Genomic DNA, 15,429 nt, shown 5'->3' on the forward strand with positions numbered 1-15,429 from the left:
GTTAACGCCCCCTCCGAGTGTTGCGCCTTGCCCGCCGAGCAGTAACCTTGCGGTATGCCTGAGCCGAGTCGCATCGCCCGCCTCCGCATCACCCTGGACGACACCGAGCCAACCATCTGGCGGACCGTCGAGGTGCCGCTCGCAGCTAGTCTCAAGCTCCTTCATGAGGTGATCCAGGCGGCGATGCCTTTCCAGAACTACCACCTCTTCGAGTTTCAGGAGGGGGCTGTTCGGTACGTCATCCCCGACCCTGAGTGGCATGACGGAAACACCCGCAGCGCGAAGTCCACCAAGCTCGGGGCGCTTGTGGATCGGGGCACCACCGCCTTCGCCTATACCTACGACTTCGGGGACAACTGGCAGCACACCATCACGGTCGAAGAGGTCGGCCCTGCTCACCCCGCAATCGCCTACCCGCGCTTTCTCGACGGGGCGAGACGGGCACCACCCGAGGACGTGGGCGGCACGATGGGCTTCGAGGAGTTCCTTGAGGCAGTCACCAAGCCTCGGCACCGTGAGCGCAAGGGGATGCTGGAGTGGTACGGCGGCCCGTTCGATCCTGATGGGCTGGACCGAGAGACCATTGAGGCCGGAGTGTCAAAGTTGGCCCGGCGACGTGCCATCGGGCAGGCAGCGTTCGTGAAGGGCCGAGGTCGGCCGTGAAGCCCCTCAGCGGATGAGGGCGAAGAGGGAAAGCGGGCGGTGAAGCCACTAAGCCGTTTCAAGCTCTTCGATAGCAAGCGTAAGCCGTGCCCGCATGATTATCGCTCCGGCCTGATCTCGAACGCTCGCCAAGAATATTTGACCGTCTGAGGTGGTGTCTAGTAGCTCAGAGAACCGCTTTAAAACATGACCCAACTTCTCTCGCGCTGCTCCTGCGTCTGGCAATTCAAAGCCTTTCTTGTCACGCACGAAATTAGTGCCGTCATGAAGGTCGATATAGAACAGCGGCATCTTAAGCGCCTAAGCCTGAGGATGGTAATAAGGCTAAGTACTGCCTGCGGGCTCGTTTTGCGATAGCGCCACGCTTGCATGTTGCATGCCGCCTACCCTTCATCCCGTCAGCCGGTCCCGCCCACCTTTCTCAGGATGTCCCGGCGCTGCGCTCTTGATCAAGGCGGTACCTGATGGCCCGACCGTTGCCTCCGCCTCAGTCTCGCCAAGGCAACCGGGCACCCTCCCCTCATGATAAAGACCTCCCGCATTCTCGGCTGGCTGCTCCTGGCGGGAGTTGTCTTCGCGACGCTCGCGCCCATTGGCCTCCGACCCATCAGCGATGCCCCGGTCTCCGTCGAGCGGTTTGGCGCCTACGCGGTGGTGAGCTTCTTGTTCGCCCTCGGATACCCGAACCGCCGTTGGCAGATCGTGGGAGGGCTGATCGCGCTTGCTGGTGCGATGGAAGCGATGCAGAACCTTGAGCTAACTCGGCATGGTCGCTTCGGGGACTTCGCCGTGAAGGCCACTGGGTGCTGGTTCGGGGTGATGGTTGCCGTCGTCCTCGCCTTCATCCCGGCGAGCATGGCGAAGGCCGAGGGACGCCTTTAAGCTCGTGCCACTGCGTCGCATCTCATCCCTCGATGAGAACAGGCTCATTCAACCCGACGCCCCTAGTCCACCGCTACCGCATCCGAAGAATGATCCCACTCAATGCGTGGGTGTCTGACTCGCGGGCGGGGCAAATGGATGACAACAAGGCCCGCGCTTCCAGCGGCCGCGACAAACTCACAGCACCAGAACACCACGTCGAGCATGGTCGTTGCCCTTTTACAAGCTCCCAGAACATGCGTGGCCAAGCATGGTTAACATTTCGTTTCGGTGAGGGGGGCGGCGTCAGCACAGCTTGCCCTCAGTCGCTGCCGCAAGTGGCTTTGACCGTTGGTCTTCCCAGAGCAGCCCATTCTCCTGAGCAAGGGCTGCCGCCTCGCCTCGTTTAGCGAGCGCCTGGATGGCATGATACCGGCTCAGGGTGCGGAACAGCTCGCCAGCCCCGCACGGGCCCTGCCGGTCCATATAAGCCGCGAGGTTGGCATAGTGGCTGGCCATCAGCTCGTCGCTCGCTGCCGCCATGCGGAGCCCTGAAACCGCCAGTCTCGCGGCGGACCATGGTCTTTCTGGTGCGTCCATCCCTACGACCATCGTGCTATTGCAGCTTCCGAGTCTACAGGGTTGTCGCGGATGCGGTAGATTGTCTGCCGGGTAAGGCCGGTAACAGTCGCGATATCGCTCACGCCTTCACCCATGCTCAGAGCCTCCCTAACGGCATCGAACTGCGCCCGCGTGAAGCTGGGCTTACGGCCCCGGTAGGCGTCCTCGCGGCCCTTGGCGTGGTCGATGCCGGCCCTCTGCGCTTCCTTGCTAGCCTCCGCCTGGGCCTGCGCCGTGGCGGCCATGAAGCCGATGAGCGCATCCCGCACGGCTTGCTGCATCGGGTCCTTGGTGGCCCCGTCGAAGGTGAGGCCATTGATGACGGTGCGGACGATGACGCCCCGGCGCATCAGCTCCCGGATGGTGTCACACACGTCCGCGTAGTTGCGGCCCAGGCGGTCCACCCAGCGGACCACGAGGGTATCCCCGCGGCGGAGCATGTCGAAGAGCCTGCGGCCCTGCGGGCGGTCATTGAGGCTGGTGGTGAGGCCCGACACCCCCTCGTCCGCAACCACCTCGTCTACCTCGAAGCCGGCCGCCTCGGCCTGGATACGCTGGTGAGCGATGGTCTGGTCGGTGGTCGAGACGCGGGCGTAGAGGATGGTCTGCATGGGAGCGGCGTCCGTCCGAAAGGGAGGTGTCCGCAAGAATGGCTGTCCGTTGGGTGATGTCAACCCTTACGGACGGCCTTTCGTACAGCCTCGGTGCCGTACGCTGCGGTATACCCTTGCGGACAAACTGAAATCGCTTGGGCCGACAATCAGCTTTGAACGGCTGTAATGAGATTTATCATTTGATTATCTCATACAACCTGCGCTAGAAAAGTCTAATGCGGGGTTGCTCAATGCTAAAAGATCATTTGGTGGTGCATGTTCCACAAGGCGCGGTGACATTTCGCGGGAGAGGCGATGGCTCGCTCACGGGTTTCCGGCTGACATTGAGGGTGTGCCCGCACTGCTCCCAGCGCAATGCTCGCCAGACAGAGGCAAAAGGCTACTGCCAGTGGTGTGCCTACGTCCCGCTGCTTTGTGATGCTGAGCCCGCAAAAGCAGCCTAAGGCGGGCAGCCTAAGCTAACCGCAGTCGCTGCCGGCACCGGATCACACTCGGGCCTTCGGCTTGGCCTTGCGCTTCCGCGCTGGCTTCTTCCCGGTGGCGGCCTTCATCATCTCGGCAAGGGCCAACTGCTGCTGGTTCCGAACGATGGACGTAGCCGTTCCCATCCACCAGCCGGCCGCGCGATTGGCGCCAATCAGCCAGAGGCTCAATGCTGGGTTCTTCATGGCTAACCTCGTGAGGGCCGCAGTGGCCTTCCTAACCGGGTAACGCGCCGGAGCCTTTGAAGTGGCGGAGGGCCGGGCGCCGGGTGCGCGAGGGTGGCACGAGGCCGGCGGGAGGGGCCATCGCGCTCGCGCACGAGGGAGGCCGGCGGAGGGGGTACGGGGGGAAACTCTGCCGCTCCGTGTCAGGCATGAGGTGTCGCGCGAGTGACCCCTCGGTTTCGGCCCGGGTCCCTCCCCCTACCCGAACAGGCTGCGCACAGGTCCACGATGCCGGGTGGTCTCAGGCCTCAGGCCCGTACCTCGCGCACCCCTCGCTGCCGCCATCTCTGGCACAATCTGGGCACACTGAGATGTGCCCGAGGCCACTTCGACCCCCTACCCGAGGCTTGACCCCGAGCCTACCCCCGGACTAGCCTCAGGGTCCTAACAGCCTGTTCCGAAGGAGCTTTTCGCCCCCTCTCCCCCCTAAGTATGAATCACCTTCCCATAAGCATCCAGCACGCTCTCGTGCATCATCTCGGATAGCGTCGGGTGCGGGAAGACCGTGTGCATCAGGTCTTCCTCGGTGGTCTCGAGGTTCATGGCGACGACGTAGCCCTGGATCAGCTCGGTCACCTCGGCGCCGACCATGTGGGCGCCGAGCAGCTGGCCGGTGTTGGCGTCGAACACCGTCTTGATCAGCCCGTCCGGCTCACCGAGCGCGATCGCCTTGCCGTTGCCGGCGAAGGGGAAGCGGCCGACCTTGATCGCAAAGCCCTGCTCCTTGGCCTTCGCCTCGGTGAGGCCGACGGAGGCGATCTGCGGCTGGCAGTAGGTGCAGCCGGGGATTTTTGCCTTGTCCATCGGATGGGTGGGCAGGCCCTTGATCGTCTCGATGCAGATCACGCCCTCGTGCTCGGCCTTGTGGGCGAGCATCGGCGGCCCGGCGACGTCGCCGATGGCGTAGAGGCCGGGCACGTTGGTGCGGCCGAGCCCGTCGGTGACGACGATGCCGCGCTCGATCTTCACCCCGAGCTTCTCCAGCCCGATCCCCTCGATGTTGCCGACGACGCCCACCGCCGAGATCAGCTTCTCCGCCGTCAGCGTCTGCACCTTGCCGTCGGCGGCCTCGATGGTGGCGGTGATCGAATCCGCGCCCTTCTCGACCTTGGTCACCTTGGCGCCGGTCAGGATCTTGATGCCCTGCTTCTCGAAGCGCTTGCGGGCGATGGCGGCGATCTCCGGATCCTCCACCGGCAGGATCTGCGGCAGCAGCTCCACCACCGTCACCTCGGCGCCCATGGTGCGGTAGAACGAGGCGAACTCGATGCCGATCGCGCCCGAGCCCATCACCAGGAGCGACTTCGGCATCGTCTCCGGCACCATCGCCTCGTAGTAGGTCCAGATCAGCTTCTTGTCGGGCTCGATGCCGGGGATCGCGCGCGGGCGCGCGCCGGTGGCGACGATGATGTGCTTGGCCGAATACGTCCCGGCCGCGAGCGCGCCCTTCGGCGCCGGCGCGCGGGCGGTCTCCTTGACCGTCACCTGCCCCGTGCCGTTGCCCTTGGCGACGCTGTCGACCGTGGCCTCGCCCCAGATCACGTCGACCTTGTTCTTTTTCAGGAGGTGCCCGACGCCGCCGTTCAGCTTCGACGAGACGCCGCGCGAGCGCTTCACGATCGCGCCCGTGTCGAACGAGACCTCCTTGGCGGAGAGCCCGTAATCGGAGGCGTGCTGCATGTAGTGGTAGATCTCGGCCGAGCGCAGCAGCGCCTTGGTCGGGATGCAGCCCCAGTTCAGGCAGATGCCGCCGAGGTGCTCCCGGTCCACCACCGCGGTCTTGAACCCGAGCTGCGCCGCACGGATGGCGGTGACGTAGCCGCCGGGGCCGGCGCCGATGATGAGCACGTCGTAGCTGTCGGCCATGAGGGTCTGGTCTCTTCCCTGGAGCGTCTCGGAGGCGAGCGTAGACGAGGACGGCGCGGGCGCCAACGCGCGTCGCGTGCGGGCGGGTTACATCGCTCGCGCGTCCCTCCCCCGCTCAAGGGGGAAGGAAGACTGGCCCCCTACCCCGCCGCCCGCGACCCGCGCCACAGCCGCCACAGGCGGCGCCAGCGGGCGGTCTCGATCGGGGTGTTGAGCGGGTCGTAGCCCGGGCGCTCCATCGCGGCGAGGTAGCCGTCGACCAGGACGAGCGGCAGGAAGGCGGCGCGCGCGGCCGGCGCGATCGTGTCCTTCGCCGCGGCGTAGGCGGCCAGGTGCCGGCGGGCGTCGGCGCGCAGGTCCGCGCAGGCGCCGCGCAGGCCCGGGCCGCCGCGGCCGGTGACGATGTCCTCGCGGGTGACGCCGTGGCTGCGGAACACGTCGGCCGGCAGGTAGACCTGGCCCGCCCGCGCGTGCCACGGCATCGCCCGCAGCAGGCCGGTGATGCCGTAGGCGACGCCGGCATGACCGGCGGCGGCCGCCCCGCCCGGCTCGGTGCCGTCGCACAGGATCAGGCTCGCCAGCCGGAACAGGGCCGAGGCGGTCTCGCCGCAATAGCCTTCCAGGTCGTTCAGCCGGGGCATCGGGTCGTCGTAGAGGTCGAAGACGCGGGCGTCGATCAGGTCGACGAAGGGTTGGCGCCCGAGGCGGCGCGCGACGATCACATCGAGGAGCGCGGCGGCGACGGGGTTGGCCTTCACGTCGCCGCGGGCCTCGCCCTGCAGCGCGTCGCGCCACCATTGCAGGCGGATCTCGCCGGCCATCGGGTTCGAGGCGGCCTCGCGCACCCGCGCGACCGTCAGGCTGAAGGCGTAGAGCGCGAACAGGTGCGGGCGGAAGGCCTGCGGCGCGAACAGCGTGGCGAAGTAGCGGTCGGGGTCGCCCGCGCGGACGAGGTCCTCGCAGTGGCGGAAGGCGAAGGCGAGGCCGCCTTTACCCTCTGCTTGGCTGTCCCCCTGCCCCGGCTCTGCGCTCACGCGACCGCGATCAGGGCCGCCGCCACCTTGCGGTTCTCCGCCACCAGGATGTTGTACGTGCGCGCCGCCGCGCCCGTCTGCATCACGTCGAGACCGATCCGGTTGTCCTTGAGCCATGCCCGAAGATCGGGTGGCAGCGGCACGATGTCGAGGCCCGTGCCGACGAGCAGCAGCTCGATCTCCGCCGATTCCGCCTGGACCGGGCGCAACGCGGTGCGGTCGATCGCCCTCCCCTCGGTCGTGGCCCAGGCGCGGATGCCCGACGGCAGCGCCAGGATCGAGCCGCGGTGCGACATCTCGCCGAAGCGGAAGCCGCCGTTGCCGTAGGCGTCGATCAGGTGGCGCCCGGGCAGGAAGCCGTCGAGCTCGGCCATGCGCTGTGCGTCCCCCGTCTCTCGGCCCTACTCCGCGGCCTGCGGCAGCCGCCCGCGGGCGGCCTGGGCCTTGGTGCCCGAGAGCATCAGCCCGAGATAGATCAGCGCCGGCGTCGAGACGAAGATCGCCGAGTAGGTGCAGATCACCACGCCGCAGAGCATCACCACCGCGAACCCGCGGATCGCCTCGCCGCCGAACAGCACCAGCGCCAGCAGCGACAGGAAGGCCGAGATCGAGGTCATCACGGTGCGCGACATCGTCGAGTTGATCGACAGGTTGAGCAGCTCGTCGGTGGGAATCGTCTTGTACCGGCGCATCAGCTCGCGGGTCCGGTCGAACACCACCACGGTCTCGTTCAGCGAGTAGCCGACGATGGTGAGGATCGCCGCGATCGAGGTCATGTTGAACTCGATCCGGGTGACGATGAACACGCCCATGGTCAGCACGATGTCGTGGAGCGTGCCGACGATGGCGCCGAGCGCCAGCTCGCGCTCGAAGCGGAACCACAGGTAGAGCAGCACCGCGACGACCGAGAGCACGACGCCGAGCGTGCCCGACTGCACCAGCTCGCCCGAGACGCGGGGGCCGACGGTCTCGGTGCGGCGGAACTCGTAATCCTTGTCGAAGGCGCCGTGCGCCTTGTTCATCACCGCCGTCTGGCCCTGCTCGCCGGGCTGAAGCGGCAGGCGCACCAGCACGGTGCCCTGGTTGCCGAGCTCCTGAACCTCGGGCTCGCCGAAGCCGAAGCCGGCGGCCGTGTGGCGGATCTCGCCGACGTCGGCGGTGCCCGACTTCGCCTGCAGCTCGACCAGCGTGCCGCCCTTGAAGTCGATGCCGTAGTTCAGACCAACGGTGAGGAACAGCACCACGGTCACGACCGACAGGATCGCCGAGAGCGGGAAGCTCAGGCGGCGGAAGCGCATGAAGTCGAAGTGCGACTCGTCGGGCCAGAGGCGAAGCAGGCGCATTCTTTTGGGACCTTGCGATCGGGAAGCGGCCTCCCGAAACGGGCGACGTTCAGAACGGAAGGGCTTTGGGCCGGAAGGACTTGTACCACACGGCGATCATCATCCGCGTCAGCGTCACCGCGGTGATGACGGTGGTGAGGATGCCGAGGATGAACACGACCGCGAAACCCTTCACCGGGCCGGAGCCGAGGAAGAACAGGATCAGCGCGGCGATCGCCATGGTCGAGTTCGAGTCGATGATGGTGGCGAAGGCCCGGTCGAAGCCCGCCTGCAGCGCCGAGACCAGGGAGCGCCCGGCGCGGTGCTCCTCGCGCATGCGCTCGTAGATCAGCACGTTGGAATCCACCGCCGTGCCGATGGTGAGCACGATGCCGGCGATGCCGGGCAGCGTCATGGTGGCTTCCAGCACCGACATCAGGCCGAGGATGAGCCCGACGTGGACGATGAGGGCGATGTTCGCGATGAAGCCGAAGGTGCCGTAGGTCAGGAACATGAAGCCGACAACGAGGAGCCCGGCGACGCCGGTGGCGATCTTGCCGGCGCGGATCGAGTCGCTGCCCAGCCCCGGCCCGACGACGCGGCGCTCGACCACGGTGAACTTCGCCGGCAGCGCGCCGGCCCGCAGCAGGATCGACAGGTCGTTGGCCTGCTGCACCGAGAAGTTCCCGGTGATCTGACCGGAGCCGCCGGTGATCGCGGTGCGGATCACCGGGGCAGAGACCACCTCGTTGTCGAGCACGATCGCCATGCGGCGGCCGACGTTCTCCGAGGTCGCCTGGCCGAAGCGCTGGGCGCCCTTCAGGTTGAACTTGAAGCTCACCATCGGCTCGTGGGTCTGCTGGTCGAAGGCCGGCTGCGCGTCGGTCAGGTCGCCGCCGTCGGCCATCACCCGGCGCTCCACCGCCACCTTGGCGCCGCGCTCGTCGCGCGAGGGCAGCATGTCGACGTCGCCGGCCGGGTTGTCGGAGATCATCCGGAACTCGAGCTTGGCGGTCTTGCCCAGGAGCGCCTCGAGGCGCTCCGGGTCCTGCAGGCCGGGGACCTGGATCAGGATGCGGTCGGCGCCCTGCTGCTGGATCGACGGCTCCAGCGTCCCGGTCGAGTCGAGGCGGCGGCGGATGACCTCGATACCCTGCGTCACGGCGCGCCGCGTGCGCTCGTTGATGCCGGCATCGGTGAGCGCGAGGCGGATCAGGCCGTCGGGCTGCTCGGTGATGTCGAGCGTCCGCCCGCCGGTCTGGCCGACGAGCGGGTTCGAGATCGGCTGCGCCAGCTCCTGCAGCTTGGGCATCACCTTGGCGCGGGCGGCCGCGTCCGCGACGCGGACCTGGACGCCGCGCTGGAGGATGCCGATGCCGCCGTCGGCCCGCACGCTCTCGCGCTGGAGCACGCCGCGGACCTCGTCGCGCAGGGCCTTGGCCTGGGAGGCGACGAGCTCGGCCTGGTCGACCTCCAGTAGGAGCTGCGAGCCGCCCTGCAGGTCGAGTCCGAGCACGATCGCGCGGGTCGGCACGATCCAGGCGGGGAACCAGCCCGGCAGCGCGGCCATGAAGCCCTTGCGCTGCTCGGGCGAGAAGAAGCTCGGCACCGCAAGGCTGAGGCCGATCAGGATCGCGACGAGCGTCACGACGATTTTGGTACGGGAAAAGCGCAGCATCCGCCGACTCTGTTTTCTGCAGTCCTGCCGAGGGCTTGCCCCAGCATCCTGATCCGGCGGGTCCGGAGCCGTTCCCGATCGCGTCGCGTTGGGAACCGGTTCCGGGCTCTTGCCGTCCCATGCGCTCTCGAGCCGAACCGGCCCCGACTTCGGCGGAGAGCGCCCTAGACGGCCTTGACCGGCCCACCCTTGACGCGGACCTCGGAGATCATGGTGCGCACCACCTTGACCCGGACGTTCGGCGCGATCTCCACCTCGATCTCGGTGGCGTCGTCCAGCACCTTCACCACCCGGCCGACGAGGCCGCCGTTGGTGACGATCGTGTCGTCGCGGCGGACGTTCTTGACCAGGGCCTGATGCTCCTTGACCCGCTTCTGCTGCGGCCGCAGGATCAGGAAATACATGATCACGAAGATGAGGACGAAGGGAACCACCTGCAAGGCGATCTCGGCTCCGCCGGCAGCAGTGCCGGCCCCTTGCGCGAAGGCGGGGGTGATCAAGCGCGTCTCCTCATGTGACGTCGGGCCCGTGCGCGCCTGTCGGAAGCGTCGCCGGGCCTGTCTGAAAGCGCGCGGACTATAGCCAGGGGCGTTCCGAAAGCAACGCCGGGCGGCGCGCGCCCCTCACATCGCCCGGACGAGGAGCAGCACCGCCGCCACCGTCATGACGAGCAGGGTGACGAGGATGCCGCCGCCGCGGCAGGCGAACTGGCGCGGCGAGTTGACCGGCGCGAACATGCCGACCGGATGCAGCAGGCGCGCGATCAGGAGCAGCCAGAGCAGCGTCAGCACGATCCAATGCCGGGTCCCGCCCGCTTCGAGCAGGGCGATCAGGCCGAGCGTCAGCGGCACGTATTCCGAGAAGTTGCCGTGCGAGCGGATGCGACGCTGCAATCCGTCCCGGCCGCCATCCCCGACGAGGACGTTGCCGCTGACCCGGGCCCCCACCACCCAGCCGGACAGGCCGATGTAGATCAAGGCGAACAGGGCGGCGAAGAGGGCGGTGGTGGCGGGGAAGATCAAGGCGGGTCTCCGGCGTTGCGATGCGCCGACCAACGCGAGCGGGCTCCGGACGTTGCAGGCCGTGTCGCAGCTCGTGTTGCGAGTCGTGCCGAGCGCGCGTAGGCCCGTGCGGTCCTCGAAGAGCCATCCGAACCGATCCGCCATGACGCAAGCGACCACCCTCGAGACCCTGATGCCGCTGCTGGAGCGCATCGCCACGGCGCTGGAGCGGGCCGCCCCGCCCGCGCGACCGGTGACGGACATCACCTCCGCCGACGCCTTCCTGTGGGGGCCCGAGCGCCGGCTGATCCCGGTGCGCACCGTCAACCGCGTCGAGATGGGCCTGCTCACCGGCATCGACCGGGCGCGCGATACCCTGGCCGAGAATACCGAGCGCTTCGCGCGCGGGCTGCCGGCCAACAACGCGCTGCTCTGGGGCGCGCGCGGCATGGGCAAGTCGTCGCTCGTGAAGGCGGTGCATGCCGAGATCAACGCGCGCCGCGCGGCCGGCGCCCTGCCGATGAAGCTCGTGGAGATCCACCGCGAGGACATCGAGGCGCTGCCCGACCTGATGGCGACGCTCCGCTCCGACCCGCATCGCTGGGTGGTGTTCTGCGACGACCTCTCGTTCGATGGCGACGACACCTCGTACAAGTCGCTGAAGACGGCGCTCGACGGCGGCATCGAGGGACGGCCGGGCAACGTGCTGTTCTACGCCACCTCGAACCGCCGGCACCTGCTCGCCCGCGAGATGGTGGAGAACGAGCGCTCCACCGCGATCAACCCCGGCGAGGCGGTGGAGGAGAAAGTCTCGCTCTCGGACCGGTTCGGCCTGTGGCTCGGGTTCCACAAGTGCAGCCAGGACGAGTACCTGGCGATGATCCGCGCCTATGCCGAGCGCCACACCCTTCCGGTCGAGCCCGACGCGCTCCGGGCCGAGGCGCTGGAATGGGCGACCACCCGCGGCTCGCGTTCCGGCCGCACCGCCTTCCAGTTCATCCAAGATCTGGCCGGGCGGCTCGGCCGGACCCTCGACTGATCGAAATCCCGTCGGCCGATCGGTTGCGGGCGCGTCGTCGACGCCGCAGGTGCATTCTCGACGCCGCAGGCGCTTGCCTTGCGTCCGCTACGCCCGAGCTTGCACCTCGAGCGATCCGCCTCCCGGCGGACGAGCAGGCGGGACGGGGCTGACATCATGGGACTCTTCGACGCGATCCGATCCGCGCTCGCCCGCGCGGAAGCCCGCATCGACGCGATCGGCGGCGACGGCCTGCCGATGTCCTTCGCCAAGATCTATCCCGGCGGCCTGCCGGCCTTCCTCGATGCCCTGCGCGCGGCGGGCCACGGCTCGGCCGTCGCCTCGTGGCTCGGATCCGAGGCGAACGTCGCCCTCCCCGCGGGCGCCTACGCCGCCCTGCTCTCGCCCGAGGCGCTGACGCGCTTCGCCGCCGACCTCGGCATCCCGGAAGCGCGCGTGCCGACGGCGCTCGCCGAGTTCCTGCCCGGGGCGGTCGACCGCCAGAGCCGGGACGGGACGCTCGCGCCGCAGCGGCAATTCTCGACGCAGGTGGCCTGACGCCGGCCGGCGGCTAGAGTGAAGCGCGGATCACGGCGAGGAACCCAGCGATGAGCCTGTTCGATACCCTCAAGTCGGCGCTCGGCGGCAGCCTGGGCCAGGCCGCCGTCGAGGCCCTTCCCGGCATCGTCGAGCGGGTGCTGCCGGGCGGGCTTCAGGGGCTGCTGAACCAGCTCCAGAATTCGGGCTACGCCGCGCAGGTGAATTCCTGGCTCGGCCGCGGCCCGAACGCGCCGATCACCACCGAGGACCTGCGCAAGGTCCTGGACAACGAGCAGGTCCGGCAGATCGCCGACAAGCTCGGGATCCCGACCGACCAGGTCCTCGCGGTCCTGGCGAAGGTGCTGCCCGCGGCGGTCGACCAGCACAGCCCCGACGGGACGCTGCGCACGCCCGGCACCTGACGACGCGCCGAAACGCGAAAGGGCGGCCCTCGCGGACCGCCCTCGATCGTGGGTCTCGGGAAATCGCTCAGTTGCTGGCGAGCTGCGACATCGGGTCGATCGGCGCGCCGCTCTTGCGGATCTCGAAGTGCAGCTGGGGCGAGGTGACGTTGCCCGACGCGCCCGACTTGGCGATCGTCTGGCCGCGCTTCACCTTCTCGCCGGGCTTCACGTCGAGCTCGCCGTTGTGGGCGTAGGCCGACACGTACCCGTTCGAGTGCCGCACCAGCACGAGCTTGCCGTAGCCCTTCACGTCCGAGCCGGCATAGGCGACGGTGCCGTCCTCGGCGGCCTTCACCGCGGTGCCCTCGGGCACCGCGATGTTGATGCCTTCGTTGCCCGAGGAGCCGTAGCCGGAGATCACCCGGCCCTTGGCGGGCCAGCGGAAGGTCTGGTCCGGCGCGGCCGGGGCGCTGGGGGCCGCGGCGGCGACCGAGCCGGTGCTGGCGGGCTCGACCTTCGCCACGGCGGCGGTCTTGACCGGCTCCGGCTTGGCGGCGGCGACCTTCTCGGCCGCGACCTTCTCCGAGGCCGCCTTCTCAGAAGCGGCCTTGGCGGCCTTCGCCTCGGCGACCTTCTTCGCCGCGTCCTTGGCGGCGTCGGCCTTGGCGGCGTCGACCTTGGCCTGCTTGGCCTCCGCCTCGGCCTTGCGCGTCGCCTCGGCCTTGGTGTCGGGCTTCGTATCGGCCTTGGCGACCTGGCCGGGGCGCACGTGATGCTTCTTGGCGTCGGCCTCCTTGGCGGCGACGTCCTTGCGGGCCTTCTCCTCGGCGCGCTTGTCAGCGAGCTTCCTGGCCTCGGCCTCCTTCTGGGCCTCCTTGGCGGCTTCCTTGGCCGCCTCCTTGGCCGCCTCCTTGCGCTTGGCCTCCGCCTTCGTGTCGTCCTGGCGCTTGGCCTCGGCGGCCTTGATCCGCTCCGAGGGGGCGGCGGGAACGGCCCGCGCCGTCATCGGGGCGGCCGCCGGGTTCATGCCGGAGGCACTGTAGACCGGGATGATCAGCTGGCGGCCGGGCGTCACCTGGCCGGCGCTGGTCAGGCCGTTGGCCGACAGGATCGCCGAGGCCGGCACGCCGAAGCGGGTCGACATCTGGTTGAGGCTGTCGTTCGGGGCGACGGTGATGGTGGTGCCCCCTTGCGCGTTCCAGCCGGGCGTGCCGGTGGAGGCGACGCGGGTGGTCTGCGCCATCGGCTGGGTCGGCACGCGGGCCGCCACCGGGCCGGGCCGGGGCGAGATCGCCGTCGGCGCGCCGAGCGCCTCGGACTGGATCCGGCCGGTGCGGATCGGCGGCGCCGACGGCATGTCCGGCAGGCTGCCCGTCGCCGCCGGCTCGCTCGCCATGTTCGAGGCGAACGGGTTGGTGAAGGGGCTGTCGAGACGCGATGCGTCCGACGAGCAGGCGGCGGCACCGCTGCCGATAACTCCGATGAGAGCGAAGCGCGACAGCGTCTTCATCCTCCGACCAGTCCCGCGAACCCGCATCGACGCACCCGTTTGCCTGACGCAACTTGATGAGCCCATGAAAGCCGGATTCAGGTTAAACAACCGTTCCCGTTCACCACGTTCACGGCCGCGCGAGCACCATTTCGCTCTCGGGATCGCTGCTTAGGAATGCTTACCGCAGGCGGAGCGGCGAGCGCGATTGGTTAAAGCGCGGCGGCTCGTCCGGGCACCAGCGGCGCGAGGCGCAGGCGCGGTCCCGGCTCGACGACGAGGCCCTGCCCGCCATGCGTGGCCGCCATCAGCCCGCCCTCCGATCCGGCGACGAGGCGGCCGCCGGGCTTCAGCGCCGCGGCCCAGGATGCGGGCTGCTCCGCGACCGCACCGTGGACCAGGATGCGGTCGTAGCCGCCCCCCGCGGTGTCGGCGAGGCCGTCGCCCTGGAGCACGCGGGCGCGCCCTGCGAGGTTCGCGCTCGCCTGCACGGCCAGCGTCGCGTAGCGCTCCAGGCTCGTCACCGCGCCGGCGCTGAGTTGCAGCAGCAGCGCCGTGACGTAGCCGGACCCGGTGCCGATCTCGAGGATCCGCATTCCGGGCTCGACCTTCAGCAGCGTCAGCATCGTCGCTACCGTGCTCGGTGCGGTCATCGCCGCGCCGCAGGGCAGCGGCAGGGAAAGGTCGCGCCGGGCGAGGTGGCGATACGCGGCGGGGGCGAACGCGGCGCGCGGCACCTGCTCCATCGCCCGCAGCACCGCCGTGTCGCGGGTGCCGCGCCCGCGCAGGGCCAGCACGAAGGCGGCGTTCTCGATCGCCCCGCCGAGGCCGGCATGGCCGCTCAAGCTCGCGCCGGCCTGGTCGTCGATCGCGTCCACGTCGCTTCCGGTCATGGCGGCAGGTCGCCGATCCAGGCGAGGATGAGCGCCGCCAGCGCGTCCGGCGCCTCGAGCGGCACCATGTGGCCGGTATCCGCGACCACCGCCATCGTCGCGCCGGGGATGCCGTCGCGCAGCTCCTCCGATTCCGCGATGCTGCGCAGGCGGTCCCGGCCGGCGGCGATCACCAGCGTCGGGCAGCCGAGCGCGCCGAGCCGATCCGCGTCGCCGACCCGCTCGAGCCGGGATTGGCGCAGGAAGGCCTCGCGCCCGAGGCGCTGCCCCATCGCACGGATGCGCTCGATCAGGGCCGCGTCCCCGGCCCGGTCCGGATGCACCGAGGCGGCCGCCGCCGCCCGGCTCAGGCCGCCGAAGTGGCCGGCCTCGACGCCCTCGATGGCGAGGCGCTTGGCGACCGCCTGCTTGCGCGAGTCGGATCGCGACGAGGTCGCGATCAGCACCAGCCCCCGCACCCGCTCCGGCGCGAGCCGCGCCGCCTCGCGGGCGACGTAGCCGCCCATTGAGAACCCGACGAGCACGAAGCGCGCCGGCGCCTCGGCGAGCAGCCGCTGCGCCATCGCCGGGATCGTGTCGTCGTGGGCGAGGCTCGCATGGTGGATCGGGCCTGCGGGCGCCAGCGCCTCGGCCATGTCGTCCCACAGGCTGGCATCGGCCATGTATCCGGGGATCAGGACGAGGCTCATCGGGCGAGTCTCCGGTTCGGGATGCGGTC

Annotated in this window: 19 protein-coding genes; 5 read left to right on the forward strand and 14 right to left on the reverse strand. The window is 69.1% G+C overall.

Features of this window, described 5'->3' with window-relative positions; all coding sequences use genetic code 11:
- Positions 1–54: 54 nt before the first annotated feature.
- Positions 55–663 (forward strand): plasmid pRiA4b ORF-3 family protein, encoded by a 609-nt coding sequence (locus MKK70_RS07505; RefSeq protein ID WP_243946642.1) that lies wholly within the window; start codon positions 55–57, stop codon positions 661–663.
- Between the two features lie 48 nt (positions 664–711).
- Here MKK70_RS07505 and MKK70_RS07510 read toward each other — a convergent pair whose 3' ends face one another.
- Positions 712–954, reverse strand: a complete 243-nt coding sequence (locus tag MKK70_RS07510; protein ID WP_243946643.1) for a DUF6894 family protein — start codon at positions 952–954, stop codon at positions 712–714.
- A gap of 231 nt (positions 955–1,185) precedes the next feature.
- On the opposite strand from MKK70_RS07510, the gene MKK70_RS07515 reads away from it, so the two are divergent.
- Positions 1,186–1,545 carry a hypothetical protein gene (locus MKK70_RS07515; protein ID WP_243937970.1) on the forward strand — a complete coding sequence of 120 codons (360 nt, stop codon included), beginning with the start codon at positions 1,186–1,188 and terminating at the stop codon, positions 1,543–1,545.
- 285 nt (positions 1,546–1,830) lie between these two features.
- Here MKK70_RS07515 and MKK70_RS07520 read toward each other — a convergent pair whose 3' ends face one another.
- The 10 genes from MKK70_RS07520 to MKK70_RS07570 all read right to left on the reverse strand — a co-directional run bounded on the left by MKK70_RS07520 (position 1,831) and on the right by MKK70_RS07570 (position 10,388).
- Positions 1,831–2,043: a hypothetical protein gene (locus MKK70_RS07520; protein WP_243946644.1), complete on the reverse strand. Its 213-nt coding sequence runs from the start codon at positions 2,041–2,043 to the stop codon at positions 1,831–1,833.
- An 83-nt stretch (positions 2,044–2,126) separates the two neighbouring features.
- Positions 2,127–2,756, reverse strand: coding sequence for a recombinase family protein (locus MKK70_RS07525; RefSeq protein WP_243946646.1), 630 nt, complete (start codon positions 2,754–2,756; stop codon positions 2,127–2,129).
- A gap of 488 nt (positions 2,757–3,244) precedes the next feature.
- Entirely contained in the window at positions 3,245–3,427 is a 183-nt protein-coding gene (locus MKK70_RS07535; protein WP_243946649.1) for a hypothetical protein, read from the reverse strand.
- A gap of 465 nt (positions 3,428–3,892) precedes the next feature.
- Complete coding sequence (gene lpdA, locus MKK70_RS07540) at positions 3,893–5,332, reverse strand: dihydrolipoyl dehydrogenase (protein WP_147844476.1); 1,440 nt, start codon at positions 5,330–5,332, stop codon at positions 3,893–3,895.
- 140 nt (positions 5,333–5,472) lie between these two features.
- Complete coding sequence (locus MKK70_RS07545; protein WP_243946651.1) at positions 5,473–6,366, reverse strand: phytoene/squalene synthase family protein; 894 nt, start codon at positions 6,364–6,366, stop codon at positions 5,473–5,475.
- Positions 6,363–6,740: an Mth938-like domain-containing protein gene (locus MKK70_RS07550; RefSeq protein WP_147727774.1), complete on the reverse strand. Its 378-nt coding sequence runs from the start codon at positions 6,738–6,740 to the stop codon at positions 6,363–6,365. The genes MKK70_RS07545 and MKK70_RS07550 overlap by 4 nt, the downstream gene beginning before the upstream one ends.
- Before the next feature lie 27 nt (positions 6,741–6,767).
- The gene (gene secF, locus MKK70_RS07555) at positions 6,768–7,709 is read right to left on the reverse strand and encodes a protein translocase subunit SecF (RefSeq protein WP_147727775.1); all 942 of its coding nucleotides are present in this window, start codon (positions 7,707–7,709) and stop codon (positions 6,768–6,770) included.
- A 49-nt stretch (positions 7,710–7,758) separates the two neighbouring features.
- On the reverse strand, positions 7,759–9,366 hold the full coding sequence (gene secD, locus MKK70_RS07560) for a protein translocase subunit SecD (RefSeq protein WP_147727776.1): 1,608 nt from the start codon (positions 9,364–9,366) through the stop codon (positions 7,759–7,761).
- Positions 9,367–9,530: 164 nt separating this feature from the next.
- A complete protein-coding gene (gene yajC, locus MKK70_RS07565; protein WP_243946653.1) occupies positions 9,531–9,866 on the reverse strand; it encodes a preprotein translocase subunit YajC in 336 nt (111 codons plus the stop codon).
- Between the two features lie 123 nt (positions 9,867–9,989).
- Positions 9,990–10,388 carry an MAPEG family protein gene (locus tag MKK70_RS07570; protein WP_147727778.1) on the reverse strand — a complete coding sequence of 133 codons (399 nt, stop codon included), beginning with the start codon at positions 10,386–10,388 and terminating at the stop codon, positions 9,990–9,992.
- A gap of 142 nt (positions 10,389–10,530) precedes the next feature.
- Between MKK70_RS07570 and MKK70_RS07575 the strand changes: the two genes are divergently transcribed.
- The 3 genes from MKK70_RS07575 to MKK70_RS07585 all read left to right on the forward strand — a co-directional run bounded on the left by MKK70_RS07575 (position 10,531) and on the right by MKK70_RS07585 (position 12,347).
- Positions 10,531–11,406, forward strand: a complete 876-nt coding sequence (locus MKK70_RS07575) for an ATP-binding protein (RefSeq protein WP_243946655.1) — start codon at positions 10,531–10,533, stop codon at positions 11,404–11,406.
- 156 nt (positions 11,407–11,562) lie between these two features.
- A complete protein-coding gene (locus MKK70_RS07580; protein ID WP_147727780.1) occupies positions 11,563–11,943 on the forward strand; it encodes a YidB family protein in 381 nt (126 codons plus the stop codon).
- A 50-nt stretch (positions 11,944–11,993) separates the two neighbouring features.
- A complete protein-coding gene (locus tag MKK70_RS07585) occupies positions 11,994–12,347 on the forward strand; it encodes a YidB family protein (RefSeq protein WP_147727781.1) in 354 nt (117 codons plus the stop codon).
- Between the two features lie 67 nt (positions 12,348–12,414).
- Here MKK70_RS07585 and MKK70_RS07590 read toward each other — a convergent pair whose 3' ends face one another.
- The 3 genes from MKK70_RS07590 to MKK70_RS07600 form a co-directional block, all read right to left on the reverse strand.
- Complete coding sequence (locus tag MKK70_RS07590; RefSeq protein WP_243946657.1) at positions 12,415–13,839, reverse strand: peptidoglycan DD-metalloendopeptidase family protein; 1,425 nt, start codon at positions 13,837–13,839, stop codon at positions 12,415–12,417.
- Between the two features lie 191 nt (positions 13,840–14,030).
- Positions 14,031–14,711 (reverse strand): protein-L-isoaspartate O-methyltransferase family protein, encoded by a 681-nt coding sequence (locus MKK70_RS07595; protein WP_243946659.1) that lies wholly within the window; start codon positions 14,709–14,711, stop codon positions 14,031–14,033.
- Positions 14,708–15,400 (reverse strand): alpha/beta fold hydrolase, encoded by a 693-nt coding sequence (locus MKK70_RS07600; RefSeq protein ID WP_243946661.1) that lies wholly within the window; start codon positions 15,398–15,400, stop codon positions 14,708–14,710. The genes MKK70_RS07595 and MKK70_RS07600 overlap by 4 nt, the downstream gene beginning before the upstream one ends.
- Between the last annotated feature and the right edge of the window lie 29 nt (positions 15,401–15,429).

The organism is Methylobacterium sp. E-041 (assembly GCF_022829665.1).
In the GTDB taxonomy this organism is placed as follows: domain Bacteria; phylum Pseudomonadota; class Alphaproteobacteria; order Rhizobiales; family Beijerinckiaceae; genus Methylobacterium.